Raw genomic sequence first — 16,940 nt, 5'->3', positions numbered from 1 at the left:
AAAATAACCCTATTGGATTCAACTCTAGCCCTTATTTTACAGCCAGCCTCCCATACTGTAGTGTAAATTGGTCGTCAAACCCTGCATATCAATCTGAGATATATACTTATGTCAACTGGTTCATTCAAAAACACCGTTCGCAGGATGATGAAATTCAGGCTCTATCTGGGTTTCTCTAACTATCGTTCTCCCCGGATGATTAATCAATGGTTTAAATGGTTATCCCCTGGACTGTTTGTAAAACGCTGGATGGCGATTAGCGCCACAGGGGTTTTAATCGCCAGTTTGGGGTTAGCAATCTGGACGGGAATGACGCCGATTTATTACATCCTACAACTGCTGAAAAATTTCTTAGGATGGATTACCACTGTTGTTCCTAATTATATTTCAGGGCCGTTGATGATTGCCTTGGGAATTCTGTTAATTCTTTGGAGTCAAACTCGCAGTCTAAATTCAATTAGTGAAGCTTTTCATCCCGCCGGAGATGAACAATTAGTTGATCGTTTGTTGAGTCATCGCCGTTTATTACGGGGGCCGAAAATTGTAGCCATTGGGGGGGGAACTGGGTTATCAACTTTATTGCGAGGATTGAAAGAATATAGTGCTAATATTACAGCGATTGTTACGGTTGCAGATGATGGGGGATCTTCGGGTCGGTTACGTCGAGAAATGGGAGTTTTACCACCGGGAGATATTCGCAATTGTTTAGCTGCTTTAGCTGATGAAGAACGATTATTAACAGAATTATTTCAATATCGATTTACTGCTGGAGATGGATTAACCGGACATAGTTTCGGGAATTTATTCTTAAGCGCAATGTCAGAAATTGAAGGGGATTTAGAACAAGCGATCGCGGCAAGTTCTAAAGTTTTAGCCATTCGAGGTCAAGTCTTACCCGCCACTTTAACAGATGTGCATTTATGGGCAAAATTAGCCGATGGTCGGCGCATTCATGGGGAATCTAGTATTACTGAAGCTAAGGGAAAAATTGTTACCATTGGTTGTATTCCCCCTAATCCTCCCGCCCTCCCAAAAGCTGTACAAGCCATTTTAGAAGCAGATTTTATTATTATTGGCCCTGGGAGTTTATATACCAGTGTGATTCCTAATTTATTAGTTCCAGAAATTGCTGAAGCTGTCGCGTCTCGAAATGTTCCTCGGATTTATGTTTGTAATATTATGACGCAACCGGGTGAAACGGACAATTATAGTGTTTCCGATCATATTAAAGCCATTGATAAAGCCTGCGGTTATCAACTGTTTGATGCGGTGTTACTTCAAGGAACAGTCCCTCCAGCCCAAGCCTTAATTCGTTATGCTCAAGAAGATTCTCATCCTGTTAATTTAGATCGAGATCTTGTTAAACAATTAGGTCGAAGAATTGTCATGAGTAATATTATGGATATTGATGAAAAGACCGGATATTTACGCCATAATCCCCATCGTTTAGCCCAAGTTCTGTTACGATGGTTTGGCAAAAACTAACTCGTAGTAAGCCCTTCAGGGCTTAGAGAGTCCTAAAGGACTCACTACAATGTAGTAAGCCCTTCAGGGCTTAATCTTCCTAAATTTATAACCCTAAATATGACTCAATTCCATCTCCCCAACCCTGAAGTAACCCGTGAATTAGGAAAAAAGTTAGGGCGATCGCTCCCGCCCAATAGTATTCTATTATTAGAAGGAAATTTAGGAGCGGGAAAAACAACTTTTGTCCAAGGATTAGGAGAAGGATTAGGTATTTTTGAATCCATTGAAAGCCCTACATTTACCTTGATTAATGAATACACCCAGGGCAGAATTCCCCTCTATCATTTAGATTTATACCGTTTAGAAACCTCAGAAATTGAAGATCTAAATTTAGAGCAATATTGGGAAGGAGTTGAAGTAGAACCGGGAATTGTTGCGATTGAATGGGCCGATCGTTTACCCTATAAACCGGAAAGTTATTTACAAATTGAATTAATTTATACAGAAAAAGGCGATCGGATTGCTACTTTATTTAATGTCGGTCAGGATGATTTTAACTGGGGTTCTAAGTTAGGCATTAATTAACGGAATGCGATGGGCTACACCCCGCCGTAAGCGATCGCAAAATAACTTTACAAAACTATCCAGTTGTAGGATAATTTAAACATACTGATCCCAATCTTCCCCGTATTGAATAAATGCTCGATCCCACCCCCGTCGAGGTCGTTCAGGAATCCCTAATTTTTTCAACGAGTTCACATTCCATTGCCCATTGGGTTTTTGACAACTTCTGAGTAACTTTTCTCGATCTTTGCGTTTCTTGGGAATTTCCATTTTTTGACCTCCGAAATTCTAGTATTGAATTCCAGTCTAACCCATTGCAAAAATAATCCCATGATTCACCCAGTAAAACCCTTAGCCTTTCTTACTTCTTTCCTTTGTTTGAATGCTATTACGCTTCCTATTATTGCTCAACCTCAAAGCAAAATTACGCTTACCATTGATGGATTAAACAATAAAAAAGGACAAATTTGTGCGAGTTTATTTGCGAGTAATAAAGGTTTTCCCAGTAATGGAGACGATGCTGTACAAAAACGTTGTAGCAGTATTACAGAAGTTCCTATTGTCATGACCTTTGAGAATTTACAACCGGGTAGTTATGCTATTGCAGTTCTTCATGATGCGAATAGCGATAAAACAGCTAACCGGAATGCGTTAGGAATTCCCACCGAAGGATTTGGTTTTTCTAAAAATCCTGCTATTTTCACTGGGCCCCCCAAATTTAATGAGGCGGCAGTTGTGGTAGCCGGAGTGAACACAAATATTAATATTAAATTACAGTATTTATTAGGAGGTTAGAAATTAGGAATAAGTCCACCTACGTCGTAGGGGCGGAGTAACCCAAGGAGTGTCAACTTAACCCACGTTAGCCCTGAACTCAAGTTCGGGCTAAAAGCGATCGGCATCTAAAGATGACTAAGATCATTCTTGATTAACCCGTTTTAACGGGTTTGTAGGGGCGGGTTCTACAAGATCTTTGCTCATTAACCGCAACCCCACTGAACCCGCCCCGAAGCCTGTTCGCGCAGCGTTGCGTAGCAATAATTGATTTCTAGGCTTTTAGCCTGAAGTTGACACTCCTTGGGAGTAACCCTGGCCCCTACCCGTCAACTCTGTAACTATTGACTATCAACAGAATAGTGATACTCTCTGAATGGGTATTGCCAGAACTGCCATCAAGTTCTGAATCCATTAAGTCGCCTGGAAAAAATTCAGGTAGAATGGGGGCAGACTTGATAAAATTTATCAGAAAAATGGCTTTAAAACCCTGTCCTTCCGAGTTTACCCTGACGTAGGAAGGGACGGCTTTATATTGGGTTGTCTATTGACATCCGATCGTGCTACCATTTACCGTGACAAGAAAGGTAAATAACCTGTCTAAAAACCTAGTTGTCTAAAGGCAAAATGCTGAACCTTGACAATTGAATCTATAGGGTTCTACTGCACAGTTTTAGTTTCCCCCAGCAGTTGGTAAAAGATTCGTGGGTACTAGACAATCAGTTTTTTGAAACAAATTTGTTTCAAGTTAAAAAAGAACTCGCATTCATGCGAATAGGGTAGGGCATATCCGAATTTACGCTTGGGGAGAATCCCACCTCTGGATTAAAGCGCCCAAAGGTACTTTGATTAAGTGGTTTCATTGAACCAAGAATCCCCACGCCTTTAGGCACAGGGAGTGTCAACAAACCTAGACCCGTGTGAGGAGTAAATAGAGTGTCGAAAATACTACTGAAAGCATGGCTACTCAGTCCTGCCGTATTAGGAGCGAGTCTAGTCGCTCCGATAGCAGCGTTCGCCGAGTTACCCGTGACTGAGGCTCAACCCACTGCGATCGCCGCAGCAACCGAAGCACCACAGGCAGAAACCGCCCTGGAGCCCACCCAAACCGAGTTAAAAATCAGTGAGCAAGTCTCTGTCACTCCGTTGGACACATTGACGCTCACCCAACCGCAACAGTTAGCTCAGGTGCCCGTGAACCCCCATGCAGGAGTTGGGCCAAGTAGAGGCATCGAAACTCCTGCTAATCCTGCTAATAGTGAAATTCCTTTAGCCGATCTCGACGCTGCACCTCAAGCCGATGCGGTCAGTAATGCCGAGGTGATGCAACAACTGAATCAATATGGACGAGAAGGTCGAGGCAACAAACGCCAAGCTCAAGTGACCTCCGTATCCCAACTGTCTGACGTTGAACCGACAGCTTGGGCATTCCAAGCTCTACAATCCTTGGTAGAACGCTATGGGTGTATTGCGGGATATCCTGATGGCACCTTCAAAGGAAATCGCGCCTTAACTCGTTTTGAATTCGCGGCTGGGGTAAATGCCTGTTTAGAGCGGATCAATGAACTGATTGATGCTTCTACAAAAGATTTAGTCACCCGTGAAGACTTGGCCAAACTGCAACGGCTGATGGAAGAGTTTGCGGCTGAGTTAGCCAGCTTACGCGGACGGGTAGCAGTATTAGAAGCGCGTACCGGAGAACTCGAAGCCAATCAATTCTCTACCACCACCAAACTGCGTGGAGAAGCGGTGTTTTGGTTGGGCGAGGGTGAAGGAAATCGGGCAACTCGTAACGTTGTGGGTCAGTTTGCCGATGATAGCGATGATCCCACCCAAGCTTATTTAGGCTACCGCGCGCGTTTAAACTTTGATACCAGTTTTACGGGTCAAGATTTACTGAGAACTCGTTTACAAGCGCAATCAATCCCAACGTTGAGTGATTACGATCTGTTCAACACTCCAATGGCTCGGACTGCGATTGATGGAAATCCTAGTAATGTGACTTTGGATCTCCTCGCCTATCGTTTCCCTTTCTCTGAAGGAAAAGGTTTAGTTTGGATCGGGGCAAAAGGGTTAGCCTTGGATGATATTCAAGATGTTCTCACTCCCTTTGGGGATGATGCCAGTGGCGCAATTTCCCGGTTTGGGCGCTTCAACCCCACCAGTTTCCAAGGCCCTGCGGGTGCAGGGATGGGCGTGGAATATGCCTTTAGTCACAGTTTTAAAGCCAACATTGGTTATTTAGCGGATGATGTTTTTGCCTCTGATGCCCGTCAAGGTCGAGGGATGTTCAATGGCAATTACAGTGCCATGGCGCAATTAGTCTTTGCACCCATGAGTAATCTAGCTTTGTCTTTAGATTACAACCACCGTTACTTCAGCAATGATAACGTATACGTCACAGGCGGTACGGGCAGTTGGGGGGCTAATAAACCCTTCGGTGAAAATGCCACAACTTCAGAAAACCTAGGCTTCCAAATGAACTGGAGGGTCGCCCGCAGTTTCTCCATCGGTGGCTGGGTTGGTGCAACCTGGGCTGATCAGAAACGCGGTGGTAACGCCGATGCAACGATTATCAACTGGGCTGCGGTGTTAGGGTTCCCTGATTTACTCCGCGAAGGAGATACCGCAGGTTTGATTGTGGGAATGCCACCCAAAATCACCAGTCATGATATTAGTGCTTTAGAAGACGAAGATACCTCCATTCATATTGAAGGCTTCTATCGCTTCCCCTTCAGCGAGTACATCGCTGTGACACCGGGTTTCTACGTCGTGACCAATCCTGATCACAATGACAATAACGACACAATTTTTGTGGGTACACTGCGGACAACTTTCCGCTTCTAATTCCCCTTTAATTTAATATCCTGAAAACCCCAGTTTCGTTGAGAAGCTGGGGTTTTTTAATCAGGTTTCGAGTATTAGCTTTTGGTGGGGAGGTGAGATTAAGCTAAAATCACCATTCCCGCTGGGGGTAAGTTCAGATGAACAGCAGTTCGATTCTGATACAGTTCAACGGTTAGGGTTTCGGAGGTGGGAGGATGACGTAGTTGATCATCGTTCCAAGCACTATTGTAGAGAACCGTGATTTGAGAACCCGCAGGATGAAGGCTGGAATCAACTCCAATGTAAGCACTCTGGCTTTCTACACCATTGGTATTTAAAGCCATGACGACTTCTTGAGTAAACAAAATCCGTGACCAACCCACCACTTGACCGGGCGTAGGCCAGAAAAATGAACGACTATTAACGCTAATTTCCCGTAAATATTGCCGTCCGCGTCGGAGAGCTAACCCAACGGGGCTTTTTTGATCTCGGAGGCGGGCGATCGCAGCAATTCGTAAATAAGTGGGATGATTGGGATCGAAGAAATGACAGGAACTGGTTTCAAACGCCCCAAATAAGCCCCCAAACATCACCTCCCGAATATAACGATCAATTGTGATAGCTAAATCTGCCCCAGGTTCTAAGCTGAAATCATGGCGGTTTTGATTACCGTCGAAGGCTTGTTCTGTACCGTAATAAATACAGGGAATTCCTAATGTTGTTAATTGAACGCCGACGGTGTGGGCAGTTTGTTCATAACAAGCAGGAATATTATTATTAGCAGAAACGCGATATTTACCATCCCGTCCCACCATGTCATGATCATCCAAAATTGAGACGTGATATTGTCCAGCAAGTCGATGACTTCCTAACTCATCAACGCCACCATATTGATTAAAAAAGTCTTGAGGATTTGTAAACCCTTTAACCAATTCCATTAATTTTTTCGGCGGTTCACCAATATCTAAAATGGCATCTAAATTTAAGCCAAAAATATCGAGGTAAGTTTTTGCTGTTGTTGCACCCCCCGTTACTTCTCCTAACAGTAAAAAGTTTTCTTTACCAATAGATTCAGTATATTCCCGAATTGCTCCACAAAAACTACGGGAGGCTTCCCAAGGTAAATGTTTAACGGTATCAATGCGAAATCCATCACAATCACTTAAGGCAATCCAATATTGATAAACCTTAATAACTGCTGATAAAACTTCATCTTTAGATAGGCAAAGATCTTTTAAATCAAAAAAGTCACCCCGGCGGAATTCAACATCTGGGTGCATAACATTTTCCCAAGGGTCTGCGTCCCAATGTTCAATTTTTCCGGCGCGGGTATACCACTCCCAATTTTGAAATTCTTGCGGCCAAACGCCATCTTCAATAGACTGGGGATTAGCAATACAGTCTCCGGTTTGAGAACGCCATCCTGCAACCGGATGAGCCGGAGAATAGCAATAGGAACGGGTATCTGTGGGTTGACCGTTTTCGTCTTGATAAAACCAGTTATTTCCGGTGTGATTATAAATAATATCGAGTAAAACGTACATTCCCCGTTCATGAGCCGCATCAACTAAATCTCTTAAATCTTGACGGGTTCCAAACCGAGGATCTATTTCTAAAAAGTTTTGAATTCCATAGCCATGATAGGTTTCTAAATCGCAGCGTTGTTTCCAAACGGGGCCGACCCACAGGGTGGTTACACCGAGATCTTTTAAGTAATCTAATTTACTTTCAATGCCTTTTAATGTTCCTCCTGAAAACTTGGTTCCAGCTTTCATCCAAGCTACTTTATCTAGGGTTTTCCAGTCTTCGGGATGATGGCGATCAAACAGGGGACGTTTGGATTCTTCCCCATCACTGAAGCGATCGGGTAATAGAAAATACAAGGTTTGATCGCGCCAGTCAGTGGGACTAGGATGAACTTTACCACGAGGGTTTAAATTAACTTCAGATAAGTTTGTTGGGGCTGAAAATTCCAGTGGTGTTGTCATTGTGAGTCCCTTGATCGTAATAAATTCTGCTGAAAAGATAGAAAAGAAAATAACAACTTAGAGAACATTCCCTCAAGAGGAGTTTCACCCCTAAGTTGTGATTTCTTTTCTTTGATTCAAGGGGTTTTCTACCCATTCAGAACAAAATACTAAATTGAACTCACAAGACTTGACATCCCCAGGGGGATAATCTGTTTTTAACTAACGATAATCCCCACTTTCAGCTAAAACCTGATACCTTGATCTATTGTGGTTTTTGAATAATCCTTTCTACAACTCGCCGTTTAGCAATGGGGTCAATTCCCAGTAAGCGAATATAATCTTGGGGATGTTCTGTTAAACAGACCTCAATTCCTCGAATAATATCCCCTTCTGATTCATTCCCATTTAACCCGCAGCTATTCCAAGATCCGGTTTTAAACCGTCGTTTATCGGCATATTCTAATCCAATTCGATAGCCACTGGATAGAATCTGATCAATTTGTTCTAAGACTTCTATTCCTAATGTTGTACTAACGAGTTTTCCGTCACTAACTAATGTACTTCCCGTAGCATCTCCTTCCATGACGGTTGCCCCTATACTATTAATACTATGGGGCGGCATAATGGGGTTATGAGAACTAGAAAGAATTGGATTAATCGGATTTTGACTCTTTTCTTTAGGAGTTGGGGAAACACCAAATTGAGTATTAAACGTGCGAAATTGATTATATTCTTCAACTAATCGCATATCTTGAATCCGTTTTTGTTCCCCGACCATGAGTTTACCCATTTCAATTAAAGGGGGTAATTTAAAATTGGGTTTCTGAAATTCAGGAGCTTTTTCGGCACTATTAACAATCCGTTTAGAAATATGTTCAACTCCCTGTTTATGAATAAAATCTCGAATTTGTTGATCATAAATCCGCGATCGCACTGCACTAAAAAAGTCAATCGATTGTTCAGGAAAAGTATCGACTAATTGAGTAATATCTTGTAGGGATAATTCATCGGTTGGGAAAATTCCTTGTAACACGCCAATGCGTTCTTCTCTTGTGGGTTCCCAATAAAATTTTTCCATCCGTCCATCCCGAATTAAGGGCGCGTACAAGGTAGAAAAATCATTTCCGGTGACAATAATCGGAATCCGATTTAAAGGCGTTGCATCATAACTTCCGGGTAATTGTACATTAGTAGGATTATCCGCAATATTCATTAATGTGGCGTTAACTAATTGCGTATTCACGGTATATTGAGTTCCCGAATCAAACCGTCCAGCACCCGCATCTAAATCATTAATAAATAAGGCACACATTTGTCCCCGAACTTTCACTTGTTCGGAGGCTTCCCGATACCTTAACCGAATTAATCGCGCCGGATCTCCCGCATCAGGACTTTCTAATTCTCCACCGGATATTGTCACAGGTTCAAATCCCATTCTCTGAAAAACTAATTCACATTGAAAGGTTTTTCCTTCTCCCTTGCGTCCGTGAATTCCTAAGATTAAAGGAACCCGTACACCGGGAATGTTCAAAAAGTTTTTGGTGATATGAACAGACAGTTGATCGAGAAAGCGAGGTGAAATATAATAAGACATATTGAAGATTACACAACGGTTTAAATTCGGTTCCCTACTTTAATCTTACGACCAAAGCAACCCAAAATTAACTGTTATTGTTCTAGTCACTGATTGGAATTTCTGAAGATTCTGATCAGCAATATTATACTTTTATTGTAAAATAGCAGGAACTTTTACCAGATTCCCTATAATTAACATCTATCTTGAGAAATAGATTTAATAAAAATATTAAGATCCTGAATGCAATTATGAAACTGGGTGAATACTTTACTAGGGGAAAATTACCCGCCATACCCATCGGTTGATCAGGGTTTAGCGGGTCAGTTCATTAGACTTTTTTTCGGGGGTTTCTTGCCTGTCTAGCCAATCTAATAAGCGTTTTGAGACTTTCAATTGATTATTGAGAATTTCATCTGTTGCTACAATTACACCTAAGATTATGGCTAAAGAAATAATATCCATGAGTTAACCCTCACCCCTCGTAAAACTGTTTAATTGTTAACAATAGAGCCACAAACTAGCGTCGCATTCGTGGGTATTATGATCCAGAAAACGTAGCCGTTAGGCTGAGGCTGGTCAGCTATCTAAAGTTAGAGGCATGAAGCCCCGTCTCTTCAGAGCGGGGTGCTGACGTTGATTAACTAGACCGTATAGTCTTGTTATAAAATTAAGATAGACTGTACCGTCTAGTTTTGTCAAGTTTTAAAATACAGTTTAACTTCAATTATACTACAAACTTTCTCAAAGAGCTTGACCGAAGTTGAATTGTTTGGCAAGGTGAAAGACGGTATAACAGCAAGGAGATCTCACAATTGCCGACTTTAGGAGTCAATATTGATCATATTGCCACGATTCGCCAAGCGCGTCGCACCGTTGAACCCGATCCCGTTGGGGCGGCTGTAATTGCTGAATTAGCGGGGGCTGATGGCATTACCGTGCATTTACGCGAAGATCGACGCCATATTCAAGATCGAGATGTGCGACTGTTGCGACAAACGGTAAGAACCCATCTGAATTTAGAAATGGCGGCGACCGATGAAATGGTGGCGATCGCATTAGACATCAAACCCGACTATATTACCTTAGTTCCTGAACGTCGGGAAGAAATTACCACCGAAGGAGGGTTAGATATCGCGGGACAAATTCCTCGGATGAGCGATGTAGTTAACACTCTACAGGGTGCTGGAATACCCGTGAGTTTGTTTATTGATGCCAACCCCCAGCAAATTGCAGCCTCGGCGCAAGTCAAGGCGAAATTTATTGAACTGCATACGGGATGCTATGCGGAGGCGAAAGGGGAAGACCAAGCCAGAGAACTCGATATTTTAGCGACAGGTTGTAAGCTGGCCTTAGAAGCGGGACTGCGGGTAAATGCAGGTCACGGGTTAACGTATTGGAATGTTTACCCCGTTGCGAAAATAGAAGGGATGGAAGAACTCAATATTGGTCATACAATAATAAGTCGGGCAGTTCTCGTTGGTTTAGATCAAGCCGTTCGAGAAATGAAACAAGCGATTTACGGGCAACTCTAACCCCCAAATCGTCCCATTGCAGAATTTACAATGATTAACCATGCAGACTTATTACTACGTTTTAGGCAGCCGCAAGTTTTTAATTGAGGAAGAACCCTTAGAAGAAGTGTTACGCGAACGCGCCCGCAACTATCAGGAAAATGAAAAGGAACTTGATTTTTGGTTAGTGCAGCAACCTGCCTTTTTAGAAGCCCCGGAAATGGCTGAGATTAAAGCTAAATGTCCTCAACCTGCGGTGGCTATTATTTCCACAAATAAACAAGTGGTGGTTTGGTTGAAATTGCGTTTAGAGTATGTCCTCACGGGAGAATTTCCCGCACCGACTGCGAGTATTCCTGATGCTTTGGCATCTTTGGCAACGGCGTCTTAAACATCAAGGGTACAACTATTGAACCCTGAGTCAGTACAATGAAAGCTGTTGCTTCATTCCGTAAACCTCCTGTTTATGCGTCAAAATGGTGTCAAAGGGTTGTCCACAATACTCGTTTTTAGTCTTCTAACGATCAGCAGTTGGAGTCTAGCAGCCCGAAGCAGTTTAGCTCAAGAAACGTGTGCCGCACCAAAACCGGGAGAATATCTGTTATTGATCGTCAGTAACACTCCAGAGGAACAGAAATTGGTGCAGCGCACGTTACCCAATGATATCAATAGTGAAGTTTGTCGCTATTTGAGTAATTTAGTAACACGGGTGGGGGGATTTGATGATCAATTGATTGCCGAAGATTGGGCCGCGTATCTGCAAGATAAAGTTAAGTTACCTGCTTATGTTGTTAAACAGGAGGTAACTCAGGTACCGCGTCCTAGTCCTAACTTAACCCCGGTTGTTCGAGAAACCCCTCCCTCCTCCCCTTCTAAGCCAGAATCAACGAGATATAATCCTCAACCTTTAGGGTCTGGTTATGCAGTGTTAGTGGATTATTTTAATCAACCGGAATTAGCCTTACAATTACGAACAGTTATTGGCGGAGATGTGGGTTTAGTTTCCTATGGTCAACGACCTTATTTGTTAGTAGAATATACAACAAATTCTGACAAAGCAACAGCAACCTTAAAACAATTAAGTAGTCGTGGCTTTTGGTCAATGTTAGTCGATAGTAATCGGGTAACAGTAATTAGTCCTGCGATTAAACCTTAGTTTTAAAAGGGAACAGGGAACAGGGAACAGGGAACAGGGAACAGTAAAGAGTGATAATGCCTAGAAAAGTTACATGACAACGTTTCTACAGTGCTGCTTGGATAAAATGCAAAGGCCAATTTAATTCGGCAAACGAACCAATAGCAATGCCTAATCCTAAACCGACAATGACTTGAAAGGGGGTATGACCTAATAATTCAATTAATCGTTCTTCGCTTAACTGTTTGTGTTCTTCAAAGACTTCATCAATAATTTGATTTAAAATTCGAGCTTGTTTTCCCGCCGCTTGACGAACTCCGGCCGCATCATACATGACAATAAAGGCAAAAACAACAGCAATAGCAAAATCAGGGCTTCCCCATCCCATTGTTTTGCCCACTCCCGTTGCTAAGGCCCCCACAAAAGCCGAGTGGGAACTCGGCATTCCTCCCGTTGTCACTAACACCCGCAGATTAATTTTGCCATGTTGGACTAACTCAACCGCCAATTTAGACAGTTGAGCTAGAATACAGGCTAATAGGGCAACCCATAACACTTGGTTATTGAGGATTTGAGAAAAATCTTGCATATAATAGAAATTAATAGCTTTAGTGAGTGCGATTAGTGATAAAATCTGCGATCGCTAACAGGGGAATTGCCCGATCTCCATAGTGAGATAATTCCGCTTTGGCTTCTGCAATTAACTGCTGGGCTTGACGTTTGGATTCTTCTATCCCCCATAAACTGGGGTAGGTCACTTTTTGGGCGGTTAAATCTTTCCCGGCAGTTTTTCCGAGCTCCTCCTGAGTGGCGGTAATATCGAGAATATCATCGACAATCTGAAACGCCAAACCAATATTACGCGCATACCGAGACAATCGTTCAATTTCCGTTTCGTCAGCCCCGCCTAAAATCGCACCACAGACCACACAAGCTTCTAATAACGCCCCCGTTTTATGGGTATGAATAAACGTCAGGGTTTCTTCGGAAACATCCGTTAATCCTTCCGAGTCTAAATCTACCACCTGTCCCCCCACTAAGCCTGCGGCCCCCACCGCCCGACCTAAACGGGCAATGACCTGTAACACTTGATGGGCAGGAACATTAAGAGTTTGGGTGGCGACAAATTCAAAGGCATAACTCAATAAACCATCCCCGGCTAAAATGGCAATATCCTCTCCATAAACCTTATGATTGGTCAGTTTTCCCCGACGATAATCATCATTATCCATCGCCGGGAGATCATCATGAATCAAGGACATGGTATGAATCATTTCTAGGGCGCAGGCGGTCGGCATGGCCATCTCTACAGTCCCACCGACTAACTCACAAGTGGCGAGGCACAAAATCGGTCGCAGACGCTTTCCTCCAGCCAGCAAGGAATAACGCATTGCCTCATAGATTTTTTCAGGGTAGGTTAGAGGAAGAGACGCATCTAAAGCCTGTTCTACCAGGGTCTGCCGTTGGGTCAGATACGCCGATAAATCAAACTGAGAACTCTCCAACGGCGAGTTAATTTCGCTTGCCAATACCATGATGCAGCTTTGTATAGGGGTGATGTTAACATGCATTTCACTCCTGGGGACTGAATTTTGCCCAAATTGCAGGAGCAAAGTCTTAACATCACTATTTTACGAGTCTTGTGACACAGAAGTGATCATGAATTTATCAAGAGGGGACAAAGACAGGCAGAAAAGCCAAGAATGATGCTTAAACCTTCGTAGGATGGGCTCCGCCCATCAAAAATCCCAATTTCAATCATTCAAAGTCCAGAATTCCGTCCAGGTATCCTAACAGAATCAAGCTTTAATTTAACCACAAAGACACAAAGGCACAAAGAAATTATAAATCTGTTAATAATCTGGCTTTGCGTAAAATAAAGGTTAACACGGTTTCATTTTTAGCAATAATATCTGCCTGAATTTCCATACCGGGCTGTAAAGTATTCTTTGGATCATCTTTTAAATAAATTTTATCGGGTTGAATGGTGACTTCATAATAAGGAAGAATAGAATTAACACCTGTATTTTGGGGGATAATCGCATCAGGAGAAATCTCGATTACTTTTCCGGCTAAAATTCCATAATCTGGGTAAGGATAAGCACTCACCCGCATTTGTGATTTTTGCCCGATTTTTACTTTGCCAATATCCCCCGGAGAAACCTTAGCTTTAATTACTAGAGGAGTATTAATAGGGGCAATTTGGGCTATTTCTTCCCCGACACGAACAGTTTGATTAGGATTTCGCAAATTTAATTTTAGAATCACTCCTGATATCGGTGCAGAAACAATTGTTTTGTTAATTTCTTTTTGCACTTGTAATGACTCTTGCTGATCACTACTTAATTGTTTTTCTAGTTCACTTTTATGCTGTAATAAACTACTTTTTTCTTGACTTAAACGAGCTAAAATAGCTTCTCCTGTCGCTTTTTCCTGAGCTATTTTTTCCTGCGCCATGATCACTAATCCATCACTCGGATCAACAGTAGCTAAGGCAGCTTGTAACCGAGATTTTGCCGATTCTACTGCTTTTAATTGGCGGCTGACGGATTGTTTTTGACTTTGTAATAATGCTTGCTTTTCTGCGATTAATTCCTGTTGTTGTTCAACGGCAAATTGAGCTTCTTCTAATCGATTTTTGCCTAAAGCAGATTCTCCAACTTGTTGATAGCGATCGCTTTTTTGTTCAGCAATTTTTAAGGCTGATTCACTGCCGCGTAAAGAAGCTTCTGCGGCTTTAAGATCGCTTTTAGATTTTTGCCAGTCTTCTTCTGCCATTTGCACATTTGCTCTAGCTTCATTGACTTGAGCTTCTACGGTTAAACTGTGTTCTTGATGTTCTTTTTCCATCCGCAAATAATCAGCTTGTGCGCCAGAAATAGCTCGATTCATTTTTTCGGTTTCTGCATCTATTTGTAGATTTAAGTTGTTTAATTGTTCTGAAATTTGTTGTAATTGTTGTAAATTTTGTCGCTCATTTCCCTGAAGTTGAGCTTCACGAGTGTTCAAGCGAGAAGCATCTAGGGTGACTAATGCTTGTCCTTGAGTTACTGTTTGATTTTCTTTAACCTCAATTTTGGTAACAGTCCCCTCGGTGGGTGCTTGTACTAATTTTACCTCTCCATTGGGACGCACCATTGCGATCGCTTTCACCGTCACGGGTAAGGGAGTAAAGGCTGATATTATTAAAGCGATCGCAACTGTCCCGACTAAAAATAAGCCCCCAAAAATTGTCCAACCACTGACAGGGGGCAAAAATTCATCCTCTTGATGGATGGGAAGATAATCAGGGTTGGGTTTTCTCAGCATAATTACGGATATGGCTCAATTCGATTATTATCAAGTCTTTCGGACTTTTTTTTGACCTATTTCGCCCTAATATAAAGCTTTTGTAAAGTATTAATCCTAAAAAAAAGTCTAGTAAATTTACGAATTTACAGTGGGGTTTTAAGGGGTTATGTTGAGATTATACAAAAACCAGTACACTTCTACCTCAATAGGAAAGCACCCATGAAAACCATTAAAAATTCCGTTACCACCAACAAAACCGACAAAACCAGCAAAGATATTCGCAGCAATGCTTTATTCACTGATATTACAGCCCAAGAAGAAGTGTTTGTACGCGGTGGCGCTCAATATGATGAATCAGGCCCAGGCATTGTACACCGGAAATGCTTTTAATTAAATTGCTTCTCCTCAAAACTCATAAATTGCATCCATAAACATCAGCTAATTTGCCAAGAGGATAAAACCATGAAAGCTAATCATAAAAATTCTAAAAACAATACCGACAAAACCAGCCCAGACATTCACAACAATGCTTTATTTACTGATATTACAGCACAAGAAGAAGTATTTGTCCGGGGCGGGGGTGGACGGGGTGAAACGAACTGGTTAAGCAAGATTATCATGGAGTTAGGCAAGACATTCAGCTAACTATTAATTTTTCTTTCTCTACTGACAGCAATTATTAAATTGAGGGTAAAACTATGAAAACTAATCACAACAATTCTAAAAACAACATCGATAAAATTAGCAAAAATATTCGCAGCAATGCTTTATTCACTGATATTACAGCCCAAGAAGAAGTCTTTGTACGCGGCGGAACACAGCGATTCCGTGCGCCAGAACTATTATATTAAACCAATTTTCATTAATTAACAAAAAGGTCAAAATCATGAAAGCTACTGAAAACAATTCCGCTACTACCACAAACAAAACCCAAAAACCTAGCCCAGATATTCGCAGCAATGCTTTATTTACTGATATTACAGCCCAAGAAGAAGTATTTGTCCGGGGTGGCAAAAGGGGAGTGTTAAATTTATAAGCATTGGAATTTAGATAGACCCAAAATGCAGGGAATAATGTAATACGAGTATTGATTAAATTTTAATAACTCAAATCACGACTTCCGAGATATTATAGTTTCGGAAGTTTAACTTATTTTTTAGCTATTTATGAAAAGAGACGATTCTAACTTCTTCACCTAACTCCTGAACTCTTACCCCTCACAGATCAATTATTCAGAAAACCCTAAATCAATTTAGACATAATTCTCACGAATACATATAATATATGTATGCAAGTTGAATGGAATCCCGAAAAAGCTAAAAGCAATTTACAAAAACACGGAGTCAGTTTTTCTGATGCTGAGGCTGTGTTGTTCGATCCTTGTGCACTTTCTTTTGAAGATCAATCAGCACAAAGTGAACAGCGATTTATTGTTATGGGGATGGATCACCTTTGGCGTTTGCTAGTGGTAGTCTATACTTATCGAGGTGATAACATTCGCTTAATTTCTGCCCGTCCTGCTACTCATAAGGAGAGACGTAAATATGAAACCGGAATATGATTTTGATCAGGCTAAACGGGGTGCAATCGTCCCACAAGAAGGTAAAACTCGCATTACCATCTATATTGATAATGATATCTTAGAAGCGTTTAGACAAAAAGGAGACGCTGAGGGGAAAGGTTATCAAACAATGATCAATCAAGCGTTACGACAATATCTTGATCAAGCCAAACTCCCCTTAGATGAAGATACACTACGCCGGATTTTTCAAGAAGAACTGCGGGCTGTAACTTTTGTTAGTTCAATAGAGTAGATTACAAAACTA

The 16,940-nt window shown here is 41.8% G+C and carries 20 protein-coding genes; 13 read left to right on the top strand and 7 right to left on the bottom strand.

What is annotated here, in order from left to right; translation table 11 throughout:
* The first annotated feature begins 147 nt into the window (after window positions 1-147).
* Both PL8927_RS12150 and tsaE read left to right on the top strand, forming a co-directional pair.
* Complete coding sequence (locus PL8927_RS12150) at window positions 148-1,485, top strand: gluconeogenesis factor YvcK family protein (protein ID WP_407947402.1); 1,338 nt, start codon at window positions 148-150, stop codon at window positions 1,483-1,485.
* Between the two features lie 99 nt (window positions 1,486-1,584).
* A complete protein-coding gene (gene tsaE, locus PL8927_RS12145; protein ID WP_083621705.1) occupies window positions 1,585-2,052 on the top strand; it encodes a tRNA (adenosine(37)-N6)-threonylcarbamoyltransferase complex ATPase subunit type 1 TsaE in 468 nt (155 codons plus the stop codon).
* 75 nt (window positions 2,053-2,127) lie between these two features.
* On the opposite strand, the gene PL8927_RS12140 is transcribed toward tsaE, so the two are convergent.
* Window positions 2,128-2,301, bottom strand: coding sequence for a hypothetical protein (locus PL8927_RS12140; protein ID WP_156093176.1), 174 nt, complete (start codon window positions 2,299-2,301; stop codon window positions 2,128-2,130).
* Window positions 2,302-2,361: 60 nt separating this feature from the next.
* Here PL8927_RS12140 and PL8927_RS12135 point away from each other — a divergent pair, with 60 nt between their 5' ends.
* Together PL8927_RS12135 and PL8927_RS12130 are read left to right on the top strand one after the other, a co-directional pair.
* The gene (locus PL8927_RS12135; RefSeq protein ID WP_083621703.1) at window positions 2,362-2,826 is read left to right on the top strand and encodes a DUF2141 domain-containing protein; all 465 of its coding nucleotides are present in this window, start codon (window positions 2,362-2,364) and stop codon (window positions 2,824-2,826) included.
* A 915-nt stretch (window positions 2,827-3,741) separates the two neighbouring features.
* The gene (locus tag PL8927_RS12130) at window positions 3,742-5,652 is read left to right on the top strand and encodes an iron uptake porin (protein WP_083621701.1); all 1,911 of its coding nucleotides are present in this window, start codon (window positions 3,742-3,744) and stop codon (window positions 5,650-5,652) included.
* Window positions 5,653-5,750: 98 nt separating this feature from the next.
* On the opposite strand, the gene PL8927_RS12125 is transcribed toward PL8927_RS12130, so the two are convergent.
* The 3 genes from PL8927_RS12125 to PL8927_RS28025 all read right to left on the bottom strand — a co-directional run bounded on the left by PL8927_RS12125 (window position 5,751) and on the right by PL8927_RS28025 (window position 9,639).
* The gene (locus tag PL8927_RS12125; RefSeq protein WP_083621699.1) at window positions 5,751-7,619 is read right to left on the bottom strand and encodes an alpha-amylase family glycosyl hydrolase; all 1,869 of its coding nucleotides are present in this window, start codon (window positions 7,617-7,619) and stop codon (window positions 5,751-5,753) included.
* Between the two features lie 244 nt (window positions 7,620-7,863).
* Window positions 7,864-9,195: a ribulose bisphosphate carboxylase small subunit gene (locus PL8927_RS12120; RefSeq protein ID WP_083621697.1), complete on the bottom strand. Its 1,332-nt coding sequence runs from the start codon at window positions 9,193-9,195 to the stop codon at window positions 7,864-7,866.
* A 294-nt stretch (window positions 9,196-9,489) separates the two neighbouring features.
* The gene (locus PL8927_RS28025) at window positions 9,490-9,639 is read right to left on the bottom strand and encodes a hypothetical protein (protein ID WP_197047397.1); all 150 of its coding nucleotides are present in this window, start codon (window positions 9,637-9,639) and stop codon (window positions 9,490-9,492) included.
* A gap of 350 nt (window positions 9,640-9,989) precedes the next feature.
* On the opposite strand from PL8927_RS28025, the gene PL8927_RS12115 reads away from it, so the two are divergent.
* The 3 genes from PL8927_RS12115 (at window position 9,990) to PL8927_RS12105 (ending at window position 11,844) form a co-directional block, all read left to right on the top strand.
* On the top strand, window positions 9,990-10,709 hold the full coding sequence (locus PL8927_RS12115) for a pyridoxine 5'-phosphate synthase (protein ID WP_083621695.1): 720 nt from the start codon (window positions 9,990-9,992) through the stop codon (window positions 10,707-10,709).
* 40 nt (window positions 10,710-10,749) lie between these two features.
* On the top strand, window positions 10,750-11,079 hold the full coding sequence (locus PL8927_RS12110) for an MgPME-cyclase complex family protein (protein WP_083621692.1): 330 nt from the start codon (window positions 10,750-10,752) through the stop codon (window positions 11,077-11,079).
* Window positions 11,080-11,154: 75 nt separating this feature from the next.
* Complete coding sequence (locus tag PL8927_RS12105) at window positions 11,155-11,844, top strand: hypothetical protein (protein WP_083621689.1); 690 nt, start codon at window positions 11,155-11,157, stop codon at window positions 11,842-11,844.
* A gap of 85 nt (window positions 11,845-11,929) precedes the next feature.
* On the opposite strand, the gene PL8927_RS12100 is transcribed toward PL8927_RS12105, so the two are convergent.
* The 3 genes from PL8927_RS12100 to PL8927_RS12090 all read right to left on the bottom strand — a co-directional run bounded on the left by PL8927_RS12100 (window position 11,930) and on the right by PL8927_RS12090 (window position 15,132).
* Entirely contained in the window at window positions 11,930-12,412 is a 483-nt protein-coding gene (locus PL8927_RS12100) for a divergent PAP2 family protein (protein ID WP_083621686.1), read from the bottom strand.
* Between the two features lie 19 nt (window positions 12,413-12,431).
* Window positions 12,432-13,358 (bottom strand): geranylgeranyl diphosphate synthase CrtE, encoded by a 927-nt coding sequence (gene crtE, locus PL8927_RS12095; protein ID WP_083621683.1) that lies wholly within the window; start codon window positions 13,356-13,358, stop codon window positions 12,432-12,434.
* A 307-nt stretch (window positions 13,359-13,665) separates the two neighbouring features.
* A complete protein-coding gene (locus PL8927_RS12090) occupies window positions 13,666-15,132 on the bottom strand; it encodes an HlyD family efflux transporter periplasmic adaptor subunit (protein ID WP_083621680.1) in 1,467 nt (488 codons plus the stop codon).
* Window positions 15,133-15,333: 201 nt separating this feature from the next.
* Here PL8927_RS12090 and PL8927_RS12085 point away from each other — a divergent pair, with 201 nt between their 5' ends.
* The 6 genes from PL8927_RS12085 to PL8927_RS12060 all read left to right on the top strand — a co-directional run bounded on the left by PL8927_RS12085 (window position 15,334) and on the right by PL8927_RS12060 (window position 16,928).
* On the top strand, window positions 15,334-15,504 hold the full coding sequence (locus tag PL8927_RS12085; RefSeq protein WP_156093175.1) for a hypothetical protein: 171 nt from the start codon (window positions 15,334-15,336) through the stop codon (window positions 15,502-15,504).
* Between the two features lie 72 nt (window positions 15,505-15,576).
* Window positions 15,577-15,759, top strand: coding sequence for a hypothetical protein (locus PL8927_RS12080; RefSeq protein WP_083621677.1), 183 nt, complete (start codon window positions 15,577-15,579; stop codon window positions 15,757-15,759).
* Window positions 15,760-15,812: 53 nt separating this feature from the next.
* Window positions 15,813-15,965 carry a hypothetical protein gene (locus PL8927_RS12075; protein WP_156093174.1) on the top strand — a complete coding sequence of 51 codons (153 nt, stop codon included), beginning with the start codon at window positions 15,813-15,815 and terminating at the stop codon, window positions 15,963-15,965.
* Window positions 15,966-16,000: 35 nt separating this feature from the next.
* Window positions 16,001-16,150: a hypothetical protein gene (locus tag PL8927_RS12070; RefSeq protein WP_156093173.1), complete on the top strand. Its 150-nt coding sequence runs from the start codon at window positions 16,001-16,003 to the stop codon at window positions 16,148-16,150.
* A 252-nt stretch (window positions 16,151-16,402) separates the two neighbouring features.
* On the top strand, window positions 16,403-16,675 hold the full coding sequence (locus PL8927_RS12065) for a BrnT family toxin (protein WP_083621674.1): 273 nt from the start codon (window positions 16,403-16,405) through the stop codon (window positions 16,673-16,675).
* Entirely contained in the window at window positions 16,659-16,928 is a 270-nt protein-coding gene (locus tag PL8927_RS12060; RefSeq protein ID WP_083621672.1) for a BrnA antitoxin family protein, read from the top strand. The genes PL8927_RS12065 and PL8927_RS12060 overlap by 17 nt, the downstream gene beginning before the upstream one ends.
* The last annotated feature ends 12 nt before the right edge of the window (window positions 16,929-16,940 follow it).

This window comes from Planktothrix serta PCC 8927 (assembly GCF_900010725.2).
GTDB classification, from domain to species: domain Bacteria; phylum Cyanobacteriota; class Cyanobacteriia; order Cyanobacteriales; family Microcoleaceae; genus Planktothrix; species Planktothrix serta.
Note: the sequence above shows the minus strand (reverse complement) of the source record. Positions and strands in the feature narration are given on the sequence as shown.